This is a genomic window from Variovorax sp. GW821-FHT09D07 (genome assembly GCF_059416345.1).
Genome location: NZ_JBWKOY010000010.1, coordinates 88,359 through 104,104, shown reverse-complemented (window position 1 = coordinate 104,104; position 15,746 = coordinate 88,359). Strand labels below are relative to the sequence as shown.

Annotated in this window: 12 protein-coding genes; 5 read left to right on the top strand and 7 right to left on the bottom strand. The window is 68.2% G+C overall.

From position 1 onward, the window contains the following. Positions 1 to 86: 86 nt before the first annotated feature. Positions 87 to 758, bottom strand: a complete 672-nt coding sequence (locus AC07OX_RS27330; protein WP_095743749.1) for a c-type cytochrome — start codon at positions 756 to 758, stop codon at positions 87 to 89. 71 nt (positions 759 to 829) lie between these two features. Between AC07OX_RS27330 and yihA the strand changes: the two genes are divergently transcribed. Continuing rightward, the gene (yihA, locus tag AC07OX_RS27325; RefSeq protein WP_495262635.1) at positions 830 to 1,567 is read left to right on the top strand and encodes a ribosome biogenesis GTP-binding protein YihA/YsxC; all 738 of its coding nucleotides are present in this window, start codon (positions 830 to 832) and stop codon (positions 1,565 to 1,567) included. Between the two features lie 90 nt (positions 1,568 to 1,657). Then, positions 1,658 to 2,572, top strand: a complete 915-nt coding sequence (locus AC07OX_RS27320) for an alpha/beta fold hydrolase (RefSeq protein WP_095743747.1) — start codon at positions 1,658 to 1,660, stop codon at positions 2,570 to 2,572. Here AC07OX_RS27320 and AC07OX_RS27315 read toward each other — a convergent pair. Further along, positions 2,566 to 3,450: an LpxL/LpxP family acyltransferase gene (locus tag AC07OX_RS27315; protein ID WP_495262636.1), complete on the bottom strand. Its 885-nt coding sequence runs from the start codon at positions 3,448 to 3,450 to the stop codon at positions 2,566 to 2,568. The two genes, AC07OX_RS27320 and AC07OX_RS27315, sit on opposite strands and share 7 nt — an antisense overlap. Next, positions 3,447 to 4,346: a lysophospholipid acyltransferase family protein gene (locus tag AC07OX_RS27310; protein WP_495262637.1), complete on the bottom strand. Its 900-nt coding sequence runs from the start codon at positions 4,344 to 4,346 to the stop codon at positions 3,447 to 3,449. Before AC07OX_RS27310 ends, AC07OX_RS27315 begins: the two co-directional genes overlap by 4 nt. 232 nt (positions 4,347 to 4,578) lie before the next feature. Between AC07OX_RS27310 and metK the strand changes: the two genes are divergently transcribed. Further along, a complete protein-coding gene (gene metK / locus AC07OX_RS27305) occupies positions 4,579 to 5,763 on the top strand; it encodes a methionine adenosyltransferase (protein WP_062471813.1) in 1,185 nt (394 codons plus the stop codon). 74 nt (positions 5,764 to 5,837) lie between these two features. Here the strand turns inward: metK and AC07OX_RS27300 are convergent, their stop codons facing one another. Genes AC07OX_RS27300 through AC07OX_RS27285 form a run of 4 tightly spaced genes read right to left on the bottom strand, consistent with a single transcriptional unit; the run spans position 5,838 to position 11,525 of the window. Next, positions 5,838 to 7,964: a TonB-dependent receptor domain-containing protein gene (locus AC07OX_RS27300; protein WP_495262638.1), complete on the bottom strand. Its 2,127-nt coding sequence runs from the start codon at positions 7,962 to 7,964 to the stop codon at positions 5,838 to 5,840. 37 nt (positions 7,965 to 8,001) lie between these two features. Beyond that, a complete protein-coding gene (locus tag AC07OX_RS27295; RefSeq protein ID WP_495262639.1) occupies positions 8,002 to 8,214 on the bottom strand; it encodes a hypothetical protein in 213 nt (70 codons plus the stop codon). Continuing rightward, positions 8,211 to 9,398: a PepSY-associated TM helix domain-containing protein gene (locus tag AC07OX_RS27290; RefSeq protein WP_495262640.1), complete on the bottom strand. Its 1,188-nt coding sequence runs from the start codon at positions 9,396 to 9,398 to the stop codon at positions 8,211 to 8,213. The genes AC07OX_RS27295 and AC07OX_RS27290 overlap by 4 nt, the downstream gene beginning before the upstream one ends. 30 nt (positions 9,399 to 9,428) lie before the next feature. After that, positions 9,429 to 11,525 carry a TonB-dependent siderophore receptor gene (locus tag AC07OX_RS27285; RefSeq protein ID WP_495262641.1) on the bottom strand — a complete coding sequence of 699 codons (2,097 nt, stop codon included), beginning with the start codon at positions 11,523 to 11,525 and terminating at the stop codon, positions 9,429 to 9,431. A gap of 174 nt (positions 11,526 to 11,699) precedes the next feature. On the opposite strand from AC07OX_RS27285, the gene AC07OX_RS27280 reads away from it, so the two are divergent. Both AC07OX_RS27280 and AC07OX_RS27275 read left to right on the top strand, forming a co-directional pair. Next, the gene (locus AC07OX_RS27280) at positions 11,700 to 13,292 is read left to right on the top strand and encodes a phospholipase D family protein (RefSeq protein ID WP_095948312.1); all 1,593 of its coding nucleotides are present in this window, start codon (positions 11,700 to 11,702) and stop codon (positions 13,290 to 13,292) included. Positions 13,293 to 13,563: 271 nt separating this feature from the next. Beyond that, the gene (locus tag AC07OX_RS27275; RefSeq protein WP_495262642.1) at positions 13,564 to 15,744 is read left to right on the top strand and encodes a TonB-dependent receptor; all 2,181 of its coding nucleotides are present in this window, start codon (positions 13,564 to 13,566) and stop codon (positions 15,742 to 15,744) included. The last annotated feature ends 2 nt before the right edge of the window (positions 15,745 to 15,746 follow it).

Genomic DNA, 15,746 nt, shown 5'->3' with positions numbered 1-15,746 from the left:
GGCGGGCCATCCTCCTGGATCGGCCCGCCCTTTGTTTGGGATTTTTATCGGCGGTTAGTTCACGCTGGACAGCGCGACGGCGGAAATCAGCGCAGGCCGGCGATGTAGTCGGCCACGGCCTTGATTTCGCGGTCGTTGAGCTTGGCGGCCACGCCGTTCATGGGCGAGCTGTTCAGGCGGACGTTGTCGCGGAAGGCCACGAGCTGGGCCACGGTGTAGTCGGCATGCTGGCCGCCCAGACGCGGGTACTGGGCCGGCAGGCCGGCGCCGTTCGGGCTGTGGCAGCCGGCGCAGGCCGGGATCTGGCGATCGCCGATGCCGCCGCGGTAGATCTTCTCGCCGAGGGCGACCGTGTCCTTCTCCTTCGAGAAGCCCGGCTTGATCTTCTTGGAGCCGACGAACCAGGCGATGTTGCGCATGTCTTCTTCAGACAGCGCCGACGCCAGCGGCTTCATGATGGCGCTCTTGCGCTTGCCGGACTTGAAGTCCTGCAGCTGCTTGAGGATGTATTCGGGGTGTTGTTGCGCCAGCTTGGGGTTGGCTGCGATGGCCGAGTTGCCGTCCGCGTTGTGGCACGAAGCACAGCTTTGGCTATTGGCCGGCGTCGCATTGAACAGCGTGTCGCCCTTGGCGGGATCGGGCTTGGCCGGCTTGGCGGCTGCCGCTGCGGGGGCAGCTGCATGCTCATCGGCTGCAAAACTCGCGCTGGCTGCGACGCCCATGAGGGCTGCAAGCAGAATATTGGCAAACAACTTCATATCGGGGGCTTCGAATTTATGGCGCAAAACCCCGCGATTCTACAATGGCGCCCCGTTCCGAAAGCCCATTGATGACCTCCCCGCGCGCCAAGTCCGCCGCTTATCCTCCCCGCGCGGCCCCTGCCGTGGACCCGCAGGTCGCTGAACGCGAGCGCGTGGCCCTCGGTTGGCTGCACACCGCCCACTTCCTGACCAGCGCTCCGCAACTCGAGCACCTGCCCCCGGTCGACCTGCCCGAGATCGCTTTTGTCGGCCGATCCAACGCCGGCAAATCGACCGCCATCAACACCCTGACGCAGCAGACGCGCCTGGCCTTCGCCTCGAAGACGCCGGGCCGCACGCAGCACATCAACCTGTTCGGCATCGGCAAGCAGAAGGTCGACGACGCCGTGCTGGCCGACCTGCCCGGCTACGGCTACGCGGCCGTGCCGAAGGAAGCCAAGCTGCGCTGGCAGCGCGTGATGGGCAACTACCTCATGACGCGCGAAAGTCTGCGCGGGGTTGTCCTGATGTGCGATCCGCGCCACGGCATGACCGAGCTCGACGAGATCCTGCTCGACGTGATCCGTCCGCGCGTCGAGCAAGGCCTCAAATTCCTCGTGCTGCTGACCAAGTCCGACAAGCTCACCCGCACCGAAGCCGCCAAGGTGCTGTCGATTACGCGACTGAACGCTGGCGGCGGCGAGGTCAAACTGTTCTCGGCCCTGAAGAAGCAAGGGGTCGGCGAAGCGGCCGAACTGCTGTGGCGCTGGGTGCACCCCGACGACGCCGCGGCAACGCCCGCGCCGCCACCGGCCGAAGACGCCTGATGCGCTAGAGGAACCGGCTGCATCGAGCGCCTCGCCTGCGAAGTTCACTATCAAAACAATAGCGACAGTCAACCCAAGGAGACACGAAGCATGATCGAGACCTTCCAACGCAGCCTGCCCAACGGCACCACCCTGAGCTGCCGCGCCGCCGGCAAGCCGGGCCAGCCGCTGATGGTGTTCCTGCACGGCTTCCCCGAAGCCGCGTTCATCTGGGACGAACTGCTCGCCTACTTCTCGGACCCGGCCCACGGCGGCTACCGCTGCGTGGCGCCGAACCTGCGCGGCTTCGAGAAGTCCAGCGCGCCCACGGAAGTGGCCGACTACAAGGCCCACCTGCTGATCCAGGACATCCAGCAGCTCGTGGCCACCGAAAGCGCCGACGGCACGATGGCCGCGCTGGTGGCCCACGACTGGGGCGGCGCCTTCGCCTGGGGCTACGCCAACGCCTTCCCGCAGCAGGTCGGCAAGCTGGTCATCATCAATTCGCCGCACCCGGGCACCTTCACGCGCGAGCTGCGCAACAACCCGGCGCAGCAGCAGGCCAGCGCCTACATGCACTTCCTGGCGCGCCCCGACGCCGAGGCGCTGCTCGCGGCCGACGACTTCAAGCGCATGTGGCCCTTCTTCCTGCTGATGAAGGCCGGCCCGGACGGCTTCGGCTGGCTCACCGAAGAGGTGAAGCAACAGTACCGCGAGGTCTGGAGTGCGGGCCTCACGGGCGCCTGCAACCTGTACCGCGTGACCCCGATGAAGCCGCCACTGCCGGGCCAGTCGATCGACAGCATTCCGGTGCTGCCGCGCGAACGCCTCACGGTGACCATGCCGACCTTCGTGTTCTGGGCACTCGACGACGCCGCGCTGCTGCCGGGCCTGCTCGAAGGGCTGGAAGAGTACGTGCCCAAGCTCGAGGTCAAGAAGGTGCCGAACGCCACCCACTGGATCGTGCACGAGCAGCCGCAACTGGTCGCGCGCGAGATCGAGGGCTTCCTGGCCCGCAATCAGTAAATCGGCGGCTCGCCCTCGGGGCGGGTCTTGAACCTGCGATGCACCCAGTAGTACTGGGACGGCATCGTGTCGATGTAGCCCTGCAGGCGCTCGTTCATGAGCGCCGTGTCGGCCTCGACGTCGTCGGTCGGGAAGTTCTGCCACGCCGACAGCACCTGGATCTCGTAACCACCGGGCGTGAGCTTCGCCACCACCGGCACCACCTTGGCCTTGCCCAGCCGCGCGAAGCGCGAGAGCGACGGCACGGTGGCCGCCTGCACGCCGTAGAAGGGCACGAAGATGGTCTGGTCGCGCCCGAAGTCCATGTCGGGCAGCAGGTACAGCAAACCGCCCTTGCGCAGCCCCGCGAGGATGGGCTTGATGCCGTCCACCCGGTTGAGCGCCGCCACGTCGCCGAAGCGCGTGCGGCCTTCGCGGATCCAGGCGTCGACCATCGGGTCGCGCTGGGTCGTGTAGATCGTGGCCGACGGGCGCGCCGTGTGCATGGTGAGCGCGGTGGCCGCGGCGTCGAGGCCGTAGAAGTGCGGCGCGAACAGGATCATCGGCGCGTCGCCCTCGGCGATCTCGCGGATTTCCAAGGCAGAACCGACGATCTTCAGCCGGCTCTTCACCACCTGTTCGGGCGCATGCCAGAGCCAGCTGCGGTCCAGCCACGACTGCGCGACGAAGACGAAGGTCTCGCGCGCGATGGCGCGGCGCTCGGCCTCCGATTTTTCGGGGAAGCACAGGGCCAGGTTCCGGTCGACCACGCGCCGCCGCGGCACGGCGATGGTGTGCAGCAGGCGGCCGAGGACCCTGCTGAAGCCGCGCACGAGCGGCAGGGGCAGCGGGGCCAGCACCCGCATGAAGCCGATACCGAGTCGGGAACTGAGGCTCATGGCGCAGCCCCTCCTGCGGCGTTGGCCACCACGGCGGGTTCGCCGCGCGGCTCCTTGTAGCGCGCGTAGTCCCAGACGTACTGGCCGGGCAAGCTGTGGATCAGGCGACCGATGCCGTCGTTCATGGCGGCGGCGGCGTCCTCGATGGAGGCATCGGGGTCGGTGAGCGCGGTGCCAACGATGGGCTCGAAGCGGATCACGTAGCCCGCGCCGCGCGGCAGGCGCTCGCACACGCTGAGGAAGCAGGCGGCACCGGTCTGTTGGGCCAAACGGGGAAGCAGGGTCATGGTGTAGGCGGGGCGGCCGAGGAAAGGCGCCCACACGCCCTGCCCCAGCGGCGGCACCTGGTCGGGCAGGATGCCGGTGTAGCCGCCGCTGCGCAGCGTGCGGATCAGGCCGCGCACGCCGGTGTTGTTGGTCGGCAGGGTCTGCAGGCCGGGCCGGTCGCGCGAACCCGCGGCGATCAGGTCGGCCATCCATTTCTTGCGCGCCGGACGGAACAGCGCGGTGATCGGCCCGAAGTCCGCGAGAAAGCGCTCGCCGATGGCCTGGCCGCACATCTCCCAGCTGCCCAGGTGCGGCGCCACGAGGATCACGCCCTTTTTCGCACGCATCGCGGCCTCGAAGGCCTCCACGCCTTCCCAGCGCACCACGCGCGTCAGCACGCTCTCGCCCTGCGGGCGCAGCCACAGCCAGGGCAGCTCGGACGCCATGTGGCCGGCGGCGGCGATGGCGGGACGGTACTGCGCGGGCGAGAAGCCGGCGCTCTCGGCGTTGGCCTTGAAGCGGCGGCGGTAGTCCGGCGCGCACCACCAGACCAGCCATCCCAGCAAGGCGCCGAGCCAATGCATCAGCGGCATCGGCACGCGGGCAAGCAGGCGGAACAGGGTGATCATTGAACGGGGAGGGGGAGAGAGTCAGGGAGGGTCAAAAGGCGGACGCGCGCGCATGGTATTGCGCGGCTCGAATAGAATGCAAATTGTCGCCGAGTTACGGAACAACTTGCAGGGCGACACCCACAAGCGCGAATGCGATTGTGTCCCGTCGATTCATCGACATCTGCTAAAGCGTTCGCCAGGGCTCCGCAGAGTTGGCAACGCGCCAATTGAACTTCAAGGAGTGACCACAGTGGCGAACGACTTTCTCTTTACTTCCGAATCGGTTTCCGAAGGCCATCCCGACAAGGTCGCGGACCAGATCTCGGACGCGATCCTCGACGCGATCTTCGAACAGGACCCCCGCAGCCGCGTCGCCGCCGAAACGCTGACCAACACCGGCCTCGTGGTGCTTGCCGGCGAGATCACGACCAACGCGCACGTCGACTACATCCAGGTCGCGCGCGACACCATCAAGCGCATCGGCTACGACAACACCGAGTACGGCATCGACTACAAGGGTTGCGCCGTGATGGTCTGCTACGACAAGCAGTCCAACGACATCGCCCAGGGCGTGGACCACGCCTCGGACGACCACCTGAACACCGGCGCCGGCGACCAGGGCCTGATGTTCGGCTACGCCTGCGACGAGACACCCGAGCTGATGCCCGCGCCGATCTACTACGCCCACCGCCTCGTGGAGCGCCAGGCCCAGCTGCGCAAGGACGGCCGCCTGCCCTTCCTGCGCCCCGACGCCAAGAGCCAGGTCACGATGCGCTACGTGGACGGCAAGCCCCACAGCATCGACACCGTGGTGCTCTCCACGCAGCACAGCCCCGACCAGAGCGAAACGCCAACCAAGATGAAGGCCTCGTTCAACGAAGCCATCATCGAAGAGATCATCAAGCCCGTGCTGCCCAAGGAATGGCTGCAGAACACCCGCTACCTGATCAACCCGACCGGCCGCTTCGTCATCGGCGGCCCGCAGGGCGACTGCGGCCTCACCGGCCGCAAGATCATCGTCGACACCTACGGCGGCGCCTGCCCGCACGGCGGCGGTGCGTTCTCGGGCAAGGACCCGTCGAAGGTCGACCGCTCGGCCGCCTACGCCGCGCGCTACGTGGCCAAGAACATCGTGGCCGCCGGCCTGGCGCGCCAGTGCCAGATCCAGGTGGCGTACGCCATCGGCGTGGCCCAGCCGATGAACATCACGGTCTACACCGAAGGCACCGGCGTGATCCCCGACGAGAAGATCGCCGAACTCGTGCGCGAACACTTCGACCTGCGTCCGAAGGGCATCATCCAGATGCTCGACCTGCTGCGCCCGATCTACCAGAAGACCGCCGCCTACGGCCACTTCGGCCGCGAAGAGCCTGAGTTCACCTGGGAAGCCACGACGCAAGCGGCCGCACTGCGCGCCGCAGCCGGCCTCAAGTAAGCACTGCGACTACCGGGTCTCAAGGCCCGCCGTCCCCTCGGGGCGGCGGGCCTTTTCATTTCATGGCGCGTTCTTCAGAAGCGGTACGCGCCGCTCAGGCCCACCGTCCAGTTGCGCCCCGGCGCGGGCTCGTAGAAGCGCGCATTGCCTTCGTTGACGATGACCGAGCCCATGTAGCGCCGGTCGAACAGGTTGTCGACGCGCGCGAAGGCGTTGAAGTCCCAGCGCGCCCACTTCTTCAGGTAGCCGGCGTACAGCGCCGCCACGGCGTAGCCGTGCGCGCTCGCGGTGTTCAGGTCGTTGGCCTGGATGCGGCTCAGCGCGCGCATCTCGACACCCGCGCGCCAGCCTTCGGGCGGCACCCAGCCGAGCGAGGCGAACAGCGACTGGCGCGCGATGCCCGGGATGCGGTTGCCCGCGTTCACGGCATTGCCGCCCGCGCAGGGCGACGGCGAGCAGAACGCATCGCGGTAGGTCGCGTCCAGCCAGGTGTAGGCGACCTGCGTGCGCCAGTGGTCGGCCGTTTCGTGCTGCCAGCCCAGCTCGAAGCCGTTGCGCCGCGTGCGCCCCGCGTTCTGGAAGGTGGCGCGACCGCCGCTGTTGGTCGCGGTGACGATCTCGTCGCGCGTGCGGGTGTGGAACAACGCCGCCGTCAGCAGGCCGCCGCCCAACCGCGCCTTCGCGCCCACCTCGAGGCTGTCGTTCACCGACGGCCGCAGCCCGAAGTTGAGCCCGCTCGCGCCGCCCGGGCGGTACGACAGCTCGTTGAGCGTCGGCGTCTCGAAGCCCCGACCGACCGAGCCGTACACCGCGAGATCGGGCGTGGCCTGGTAGCGCAGCGAGGCCACGGGCAGGGTCTTGCTGTAGCTCGCGCTGCCGCTGTCGTTGCGGTTGGCGCCGGCGATGTACAGGTCGTGCGAATCGAAGTGCACGCGGCTGCGGCGCACGCCGGCCTCGAGCGTCCAGCGCTCGGCAAAACGCCAGGCCGCCTGCGCATACGGATCGAGGTTCCAGACCTCGTTGCGCTCGTTGCGGCGCAACCGCCCCTGCACGCCCAGCAGGGGCGCGGCCACCGGGCCCAGGTAGTTCTCGTAGCCGCGGCGGCGCTCGCGCAGGCTGTCGTAGCCCAGGCCCGCGACGAGGTCGAAGGGCCGGTCGGCCAGCTGCAGCGCGGCGGTCCAGCGCAGGTCGACGCCGCCGTACTGACGCGTGAGGTCGATCACGCCGCCCGCATGCAGCGGGCTCTGCTGCGCCGACGGCGGGATCGACTGGAACTGCACGGTCTTGCGCTCGCCGCCATAGACCATGAACTGCAGCGCCTGCTCGGCATTCAGGCGCCGCTCGTAGCGCAGGCCGACCTGCGTCTGCTCGACCGTCTTGCGCGTGTCGTACTGCAGCGCCAGCGGCGCCTTGCGCGGTGCCTGCGCGACCTGCTCGGCCGTCAGGCCCAGCGGGTCTTGCGCCTCGATGCGCACGCTGTTGAACACCAGCGTGAGCTTGTCGCCGTTGTCCAGCGCGATGCCCAGCTTGCCGTTCGCGATGTTGCGCCGCGCGGCACTCTGCTCGCGCCAGCCGTCGGTGCGAAAGTGGCTCGCGCCGAGCAGGTAGTCGACCGCGCCCTGCGAACCGCTGAGCTGCAGCGACTGGCGCCAGCTGCCGAAGCTGCCGCCGGCCAGCGAGTACGACAGGCGCGGCGCGCCCTCCCCCGAGGCCGTGAACGCCTGCACCACGCCGCCCGACGAGTTGCCGTACAGCGCCGAGAACGGCCCGCGCAGCACTTCGACGCGGTCGACCGAGCCGATGTCGATGTTCGAGGTCTGTCCCTGGCCGTCGGGCAAGGTGGCCGGAATGCCGTCCACGTACAGGCGCACGCCGCGCACGCCGAAGGTCGAGCGCGCGCCGAAACCGCGCACCGACAGCTGCAGGTCCTGCGCGTAGTTCATGCGGTTCTGCACCTGCAGGCCCGGCACGGCGCCCAGGCTTTCGGACAGGTTGACCTGCATCCGGCTGTCGCGCATCTCGTCGCCATCGACGCGGTCGACCGAGCCGGGCACGAGAAACGGAGACAGCGTGCCGCGCGGCGTGGAAACGGTGACATCGCGCAGCGTGCCGGCCGGCGACGTGGCGGGTTGCTGGCCGTGCACGGCCAGCGGAGCGCCCAGGATCAGCAGGCGAAGCGGGTAGGAGAGTGCGGCATTCATCGGCACCGATTCTGCGTCGGTGCCCTGCCCCTTTCGCCTAGCGCGAACCCGTGCGCGGCGAGCGGCGCCAGCCGTACCAGGCGCACACGAGCACCGGAACGCCCAGGCCCACCCAGGCCACCATGTCGCCGAGGCCGCCGTCGCTGAACAGCGCGGTGATCAGGCCGACCGTGGTCATCACGCCCAGCACGATGGGCCAGCCCCACATGCGCCAGAAGGATTGGTGCGGTGCCTTGTGGTGCGTTGTCATGCCTGCGCCTTCATGGCCGGTGCCGGGTCAGGCTGCGGGCCCGATACCGTGGCGGGCGCCGCACTCGTCGTGGTCGTCCGTGCCGACACCGTGTTGCCGCGCTTGAGCCACAGGTACAGCCCGCTGCCCAGCACGATGATGGTCGCGATGTCCAGCAGCGCCCACAGGATCTGCATCGGCATGCCGCCGTAGTCGCCGAAGTGCAGCGGCTGCGACACCAGCAGGCCCGTGAGGTACCACGGCATCTTCGGCGCTGCCGTCACCTCTGCGGTCTTGGCATCGACCAGCACCGGCTGCAGCAGCTTCGAGGTGAAGGGCTCGTTGCCGCGCAGGAAGAAGGTCGTGTGGTGCGAGCTCGAGAACGAGGTGCCCGGGAAGGCGATGAACGACAGCTTCATGCCGGGCGCCTTCTGCATCGCGCCTTCCATCGAGCGCTGCAGCGAGCCGCGCTCGGCCACCGGCACCACCGGCTCGTTCTTGTAGGGCGCGAGCAGCGTGCTCAGCTGGTCGTACTGCCAGTACTTGATGATCAGGTCGGCCCACGTGTTGATCATGCCGGTGGAGCCCACCACGAACAACCACACCAGCGTGACGATGCCCAGCAGGTTGTGCAGGTCGAGCCACTTCAGGCGCGGGCGCTTCTCGCGCCGCACGGTGCCGAAGTCGAGCTTGCGCATGAACGGCGAATACAGCACCACGCCCGAGACGATGGCCACCAGCAGCAGCAGGCCCATGAAGCCCAGGAACAGCTTGCCCGGCAGCCCGGCGAACAGGTCGACGTGCAGCTTGAACATGATGTACATGAAGCCCTGGCTGAACTCCGGCTGCGCCAGCACGACGCCGGTGCGCGCATCGACCGCCACCGACTTGAAGTCTTCGGTGGGTTCGGGCGTGGGCGTGAGCGTGACGAACCACAGGCCGTCGTCGTCCTCGGGCTGCGAGACGAACTGCACCACGCGGTCGGGGTGTTTGGCGCGGCCGATCTCGACCACCTTGTCCAGGCTGATGCGCGGCGTGTTCGCCGGCATCTTCGGCGCCTCGACCTCGGTGCCCAGCAGGTGGCCGATCTCGTGGTGGAAGATCAGCGGCAGGCCGGTGATGCACAGCAGCAGCATGAACACCGTGCAGACAAGGCTGCTCCACTTGTGCACCCAGGCCCAGGTCTTGATCTTTCGGCTGTCCATGTCGTCGTGCGTCGTTGGGTGGAGAAAAGGCTAGAAGCGGTAGGTGGCGCTCGCCACGATGTTGCGTCGCGCACCGTACCAGCAGTCGCCGCGCGACAGGCAGGTGCTGAAGTACACCTTGTCCGTCACGTTGTTGATGTTGAGCGCATAGCGCCACTGGGCCGTATCGTAAGCAAACACCAGGTCGGCCAGCGCCACGCCGGGGATGCGCGGGCCGGTGCCGAACTGGGTGTCGCGGAACGAACTCATCACGCGCACGCCGGCGCCGGCCGAGAAGCCGCTCATGCCGGCCACCGAGAACCTGTACTTGGCCCAGAAGCTGGCCTGGTGCTTGGGCAGGCCTTCGATCTGCGCGTCGGCGTCGGTGTAGTTGTAGTGGGCGATCAGGTCGAGGTTGGTGCCCACCGAGCCCTTGGCTTCGAGCTCCACGCCCTTGGTCTTGGTGAGGCCGCGCTGCGAGAACACCTTCGGCTGCTCTTCGACGATCTGGTTCTTCTCGCGCAGGTCGTACACCGCGGCGCTGAAGGCCATGGCGCGGTTCTTCGGCTCGTACTTGACGCCCGCTTCCCACTGCTCGCCGCGCAGCGGCGAGAAGATGCGGCCTTCGCGCGGCGACTGCGGCGTGAACGACTCGCTGTAGCTCAGGTACGGCGACCAGCCCGAAGGATGGGCGTACATCACGCCCAGTCGCTTGGTGGTGGCGCTGCTCTTTTGCTCGTCGCTGCCGGCGGCGCTGGACACGGCCCGGTCATGGCGCAGGCCGGCCACGAAGATCCAGTTGTCGAGCTTGATCTGGTCCTGCAGGTACAGGCCGGTCTGGCGCTGGCGGGTGCGCGGACGCGCCACGCGCTCGGGCTCGTCCACGTGGCCGTACACCGGCGCATAGAGGTCGATGGTGTCCGCGGTGGTGCCGCCCCAGACGTTCTCGCGCTGGCGCGCGAAGTCCGCGCCCACGAGCAGCGTGTGCTGCAGCGCGCCGGTCTGGAAGTGGCCCTCGACGTGGTTGTCCAGGGTCTGCGTGCGGTTGCGCGTCAGCTGGCTGTCGAAGTAGCGCGGGAACACGCGCTTGAAGATCGGGTCGCTCGACCAGCTGTCGAAGCCGCTGAACGCGCCGCCGTAGTGGTAGCGGTTGTCGTTTTCGTTCTTCGCGTAGCGGAAGTTCTGGCGCACGGTCCAGCTGTCGTTGAACTTGTGCTCGAACTGCCAGCCGAAGGTCTGGCGCTCGCTGTTGTAGTAGTCGCCGGCCTCGCCGATGAAGCGGCTGGCCGGCACGCGGCCGTTCGGGTTCGGCAGCAAGGTGCCTTCCCACGGCAGGAACTGCGAGCTGCTGCCGCTCTTGTCTTTTTGCCACAGCCCCTGCAACGTGAGCGAGGTCGCCGCGTTGGGCCGCCAGGTGAGCGAGGGAGCGATCACGCTGCGGTCGTCGGGCACGTTGTCGACCTGCGAATCGGACTTGCGCTGCAGCGCGATCAACCGGTACGACAGCGAGCCATCGGCATTCAGCGGACCGGTCAGGTCGGCCTGCACCTGCTTGCGGCCGAAGCTGCCGAACTGCACGCCCACCTCGCGCTGGGCCTCCTGCAGCGGCCGCTTGCTGACCATGTTGACCACGCCCGCCGCGGTGCCCGCGCCGAACAGCATGCCCGAGGGGCCGCGCAGCACTTCGAGGCGCTCCAGCGTGTAGGGCTCGGTGCGCGTGGTGCTGGTGTAGTAGCCGTAGGCCTGGCGCAGGCCGTCCAGGTAGATGTCGGGATAGGCGCCGCGCACGCGGATCGAGTCGGTGCGCGAATCGACACCGTAGGCGTCGGAGCGCACGCCCGCCGCGTAGTTGAGGGCGTCCTGCAGGTTGTTGGCGCCCTGGTCGACCATCTGGTCGCGCGTGATCACGGTGACGGACTGCGGCGTTTCCGACAGCGGCGTGTCGGTCTTGGTGGCGGTGACGGCGTTTTTCGCGCGGTAGCCGATCACGGGCGAGGTGGCGGTTTCGGCTTCGGCATTTGCATCGACGCGCACTTCAGGCAGCGACCCCGTGCCGCCCGTTTGCGCCAGAACGTGCTGCTGCGCGTAGATCGCCAGACAGCCCACCAGCACCGAAGCGGCCCTGCGCCGCGCCCTCATTCTTGCCATGTTTTTATTGCTCATTGAACACTATTGATAACAATTCGCATTCTATTGTCAAGAAAGTCGCGGTCCACGGGTTTTCCAGCACACAGGGGCGAAGCGTTGCAAAACCGCCGCGGTCGCCGCCGCGAGCCGGGCTACGATGCCGCCCGCACGCCGTTGCGTGCGCTGACAGGCCCCATGCTCAAGCTCCTCGCCTCGTTGTTTCCTGCGCTGCGCGGCCCGGCGCTGGTGCTGGTCGTGCTGGTGCTCACCGGCTGCGCCGGCCTGCCGCCGCGCCTGCCCGATGGCCCGCCCTCGATCGCCATTCCCGCTTCGGCCGCCACCCCGCTCGGCCATGCCGCCGCCAGCCTCGATTCGCCGCCCGACGGCTTGTCGAGCATGCGGCCGCTGATCGAGGCCTCGTTCGCGCTCGATGCGCGGCTGGAGCTCATCCGCCGCGCCCGGGCCTCGCTCGACGTGCAGACCTACCAGCTCGGCAACGACAAGACCGGCCGCCTGCTGCTGCGCGAACTGCGCGACGCCGCCCGGCGCGGCGTGCGCGTGCGCCTGCTGCTCGACGACTTCTACACCGCCGGCATGGACCGCCTGCTGCTCGGGCTGGCCGCCGAGCCGAACGCCCAGGTGCGGCTGTTCAACCCCTTCGTGAACGCGCGCGACCATTCGTCGCTGCGCTGGCTCGAGTTCTTCGGCGATTTCAGGCGGCTCAACCACCGCATGCACAACAAGCTGTTCATCGCCGACGGGGCCATGGCCATCGCCGGCGGGCGCAACCTCGCGGACGAGTATTTTTTGCGCAGCGAGAGCGCCAACTTCATCGACTTCGAACTGCTGTTGGCCGGCCCGGTGGTGCCGCAGTCGGCCGGGATCTTCGACACCTACTGGAACAGCGACGTGGTCTACCCGCTGCAGCGCATGGCCGGCACGACGCTCACGCCCGACGAGCTCAAGGCCGCCTTCGACGCCGCGACCTCGCCCGCCTTCGCGCCGCTGCCCGATCCGCTGGCCGCCACCGACCTGCTGGGCGACCTGCCGCTGGGCGCGCAGCTGGACAACATCGGCGAGACGCGCTGGATCCGCGCCGAGGCCGCCGCCACCGCCGACAGCCCGAACAAGGCCCTGGGCACGATGGCGCGTCCGCAGGAGTCGCTGGCGCAGCGCTTCCACGAGATGCTGGGCGCCGCGAAGTCGAACGTGGTCGTGATCTCGCCCTACTTCATTCCTGGCGACGAGGGCATGGAGCGCATCCGCATGGGCCGCGACCACGGCCTGAGCATCACCGTGGTCACCAACTCGCTGGCCGACAGCGACGAGCCGCTGGTGAACATCAACTACAACCGCTACCGCGTCGACATGCTCAAGCTGGGCGTGAACCTGTACGAGGTGAGCACGCAGCAGCTCAAGCGCAGCGGCCAGTTCCGCAGCCTGCTCAAGAAGGCGCGCGGTCGCCTGCACGCCAAGCTGGCGCTGGTCGACCGCCAATGGGTGCTGCTGGGCTCGATGAACCTCGACCCGCGCTCGGCCCTGCTGAACACCGAGTTCGGCGTGCGCGTGCGCAGCTTCGAGCTCACGCAGGCGCTGCTCTTCGCCTACCAGCTGGACGACATGGAAGGCGTGTACCGCGTCGTGCTCAAGCCCGACGGCCAGAACGTGCAGTGGATCGGCACCGGCGACGTGCACAACGAGGTGCTCGACAGCGAGCCCGACTCCAGCATGCTCACGCGCCTGCAGCTGCTGCTGTTCTCGTGGTTCGTGCCGACCGACCAGCTGTGAACGGCGAGCGGGCAGCCCCCCGTCGCATCCTCACCACAAATGCAAACGCCTCGCATTTAGCTCTTTAGAATTCAGCCCGCCGCGTCCAGCGGCCGTCATGGCGTCCCGCCACGGAGCTTCTGCCGTCCGCGCTGCGCCATTGCCTCACCCAGACATTTCCAGTTCAAGGCAGGGCACGACAACGCCCTTCGTCTCTCGCGACGAAGGGCGTTGTCGCGTACGGCTGCGCCTGCGCGGCGCCGCCCTCCAAGAACAAGCGCAACCGGACAACATGAAGCCCTCCTCCCGCACAGCCACCCGCACCGCCACCCCCTCGCGCCCGCTGTGGCCCCTTCCGCTGCTGGCCGGCGCCGCCCTCGCGTCGCTGTCGGGCGTCGCGCTGGCACAGGCCGCCGCCACGACGCTGAAGGAAGTCACCGTCAGCGCCGAGGACGACAAGGGCTACGCCCCCGCCGCCACCAGCACCGCCACCAAGGGCAGCGCGCCGCTGCGCGACGTGCCGCAGGCCGTGAACGTGCTGCCCGAGCAGCTGCTGCGCGACCAGGGCGCCGTGTCGATGCAGGACGCCCTGCGCAACGTGCCGGGCGTGAGCTTCAACCACGGCGACGGCCAGCGCGACCAGGTCGTGATCCGCGGCTTCAGCGGCATCTCCGACTGGTTCGTCGACGGCGTGCGCGACGACGCGCTGTACTTTCGCGACCTGTCGGACACCGAGCGCATCGAGGTGCTCAAGGGCCCGGCCGCCGTGCTCTACGGCCGTGGCTCCTCGGGCGGCCTGATCAACCGCGTGACCAAGAAGCCCGTGTTCGAACGCCGCTTCGGCGAGGTCTCGCTGGGCCTGGGCAGCCACCACTACACGCGCAGCACGATCGACCTGAACACGCCCATCGGCGAGAACATGGCCTTCCGCCTGAACGTGGCGGGCGAGCAGTCGGACAGCTACCGCAACCAGCAGTTCACCGACCGCCACAACATCGCGCCCTCACTGGCGATCAAGTTCAGCCCGCAGACCGACCTGCTGCTGCAGTACACCAACCTGCGCGACCAGCGCCTCACCGACTTCGGCATCCCGGCGCTCAACGGCCGCCCGGTCGACGTGCCCATCGGCGCCTACTACGGCTCGGCGCACGGCAAGCGCGACGACACCGTGACCAGCAAGGTGCAGACCTTCACCGCCACGCTGAACCACCGCTTCAGCGACGCGCTGAGCCTGCGCAACACCACGCGCTATTCGAGCTACCACCTGGACCGCAACAACACGCTGCCCAGCGGCACCACCGACCCGGTGCGCCTGACGGTGGGCCGCACGCGCGGCATCGTCGACCGCGACGAGAGCGGCTGGTTCAACCAGACCGACCTGACCTGGCGCAACGACCGGGGCGGTTTCAAGCAGGAGTGGCTGGTCGGCGCCGAGTTCGGCGTGCAGCGCAAGCGGCTGTTCAGCGTGTCTTCCGCCACAGGAGCGCAGCGCGTGAACCTGTTCAGCCCGGTGGCGGACCCGCTGCCGATCCCGCTGGCCACCTACCTCGCCGACGGCGCGATCCCGAGCAACAGCGAGTTCAAGACCGCGGCCGTCTACTTCCAGGACCAGATCACGCTGGCACCGCACTGGAAGGCGCTGATCGGCGGGCGCTACGACGTGTTCAAGCAGGACACCAGCTTCGAGCGCAAGCTCGCGCCGCTGGAACGCACCGACCGCAAGTTCAGCCCGCGCGCCGGCGTGGTGTGGCAGCCCGACACGGTGCAGTCGTACTACGTGTCGTACAGCCGCTCGTTCCAGCCCTCGGGCGAGAACTTCGCGCTGTCCACCGGCAACATCGACAACGCGCCCGAGATCACCGTCAACAAGGAAATCGGCGCCAAGTTCGACCTGCTCGACGGCGGCCTGAACCTCACGACCGCGCTGTTCAACCTGGAACGCTCGGGCATCAAGAACACCGACCCGAACAACCCGCGCCGCCAGATCAACGTCGGCACGCAGCGCACCAACGGCCTGGAGCTCGCGCTCAACGGCCGCCTGCCGGGCCGCTGGGACGTGAGCGCGGGCTATGCCTACCTCGACGCGAAGATGACCAAGTCGCTCGCCACCGTGAGCTCGCTGCAGCTGCCCGTGGGCGCCGCGATCCCGGTGCAGGGCAAGACCGCCGCGCTCACGCCGCGCCACTCGGCCTTCGTGTGGGCCATGAAGGACCTGGGCCACGGCTTCAGCGCCGGCGGCGGCCTGAACTACGTCAGCGCGCGCTATGCCTCGCTGAGCAACCTCGTCACGCTGCCCTCGTACCTGACCGCCGACCTCGCGGCCAACTACAAGACCGAGCGCTACGAGATCGCGCTGAACCTGAAGAACATCGCGAACCGCAAGTACTACGTCTCGGCCCACGGCAGCGTGGACAACCTGATCCTGCCGGGACCGGGGCGCGAGGTGCAGCTGACCTTGCGCGCCAAGTTCTGAGA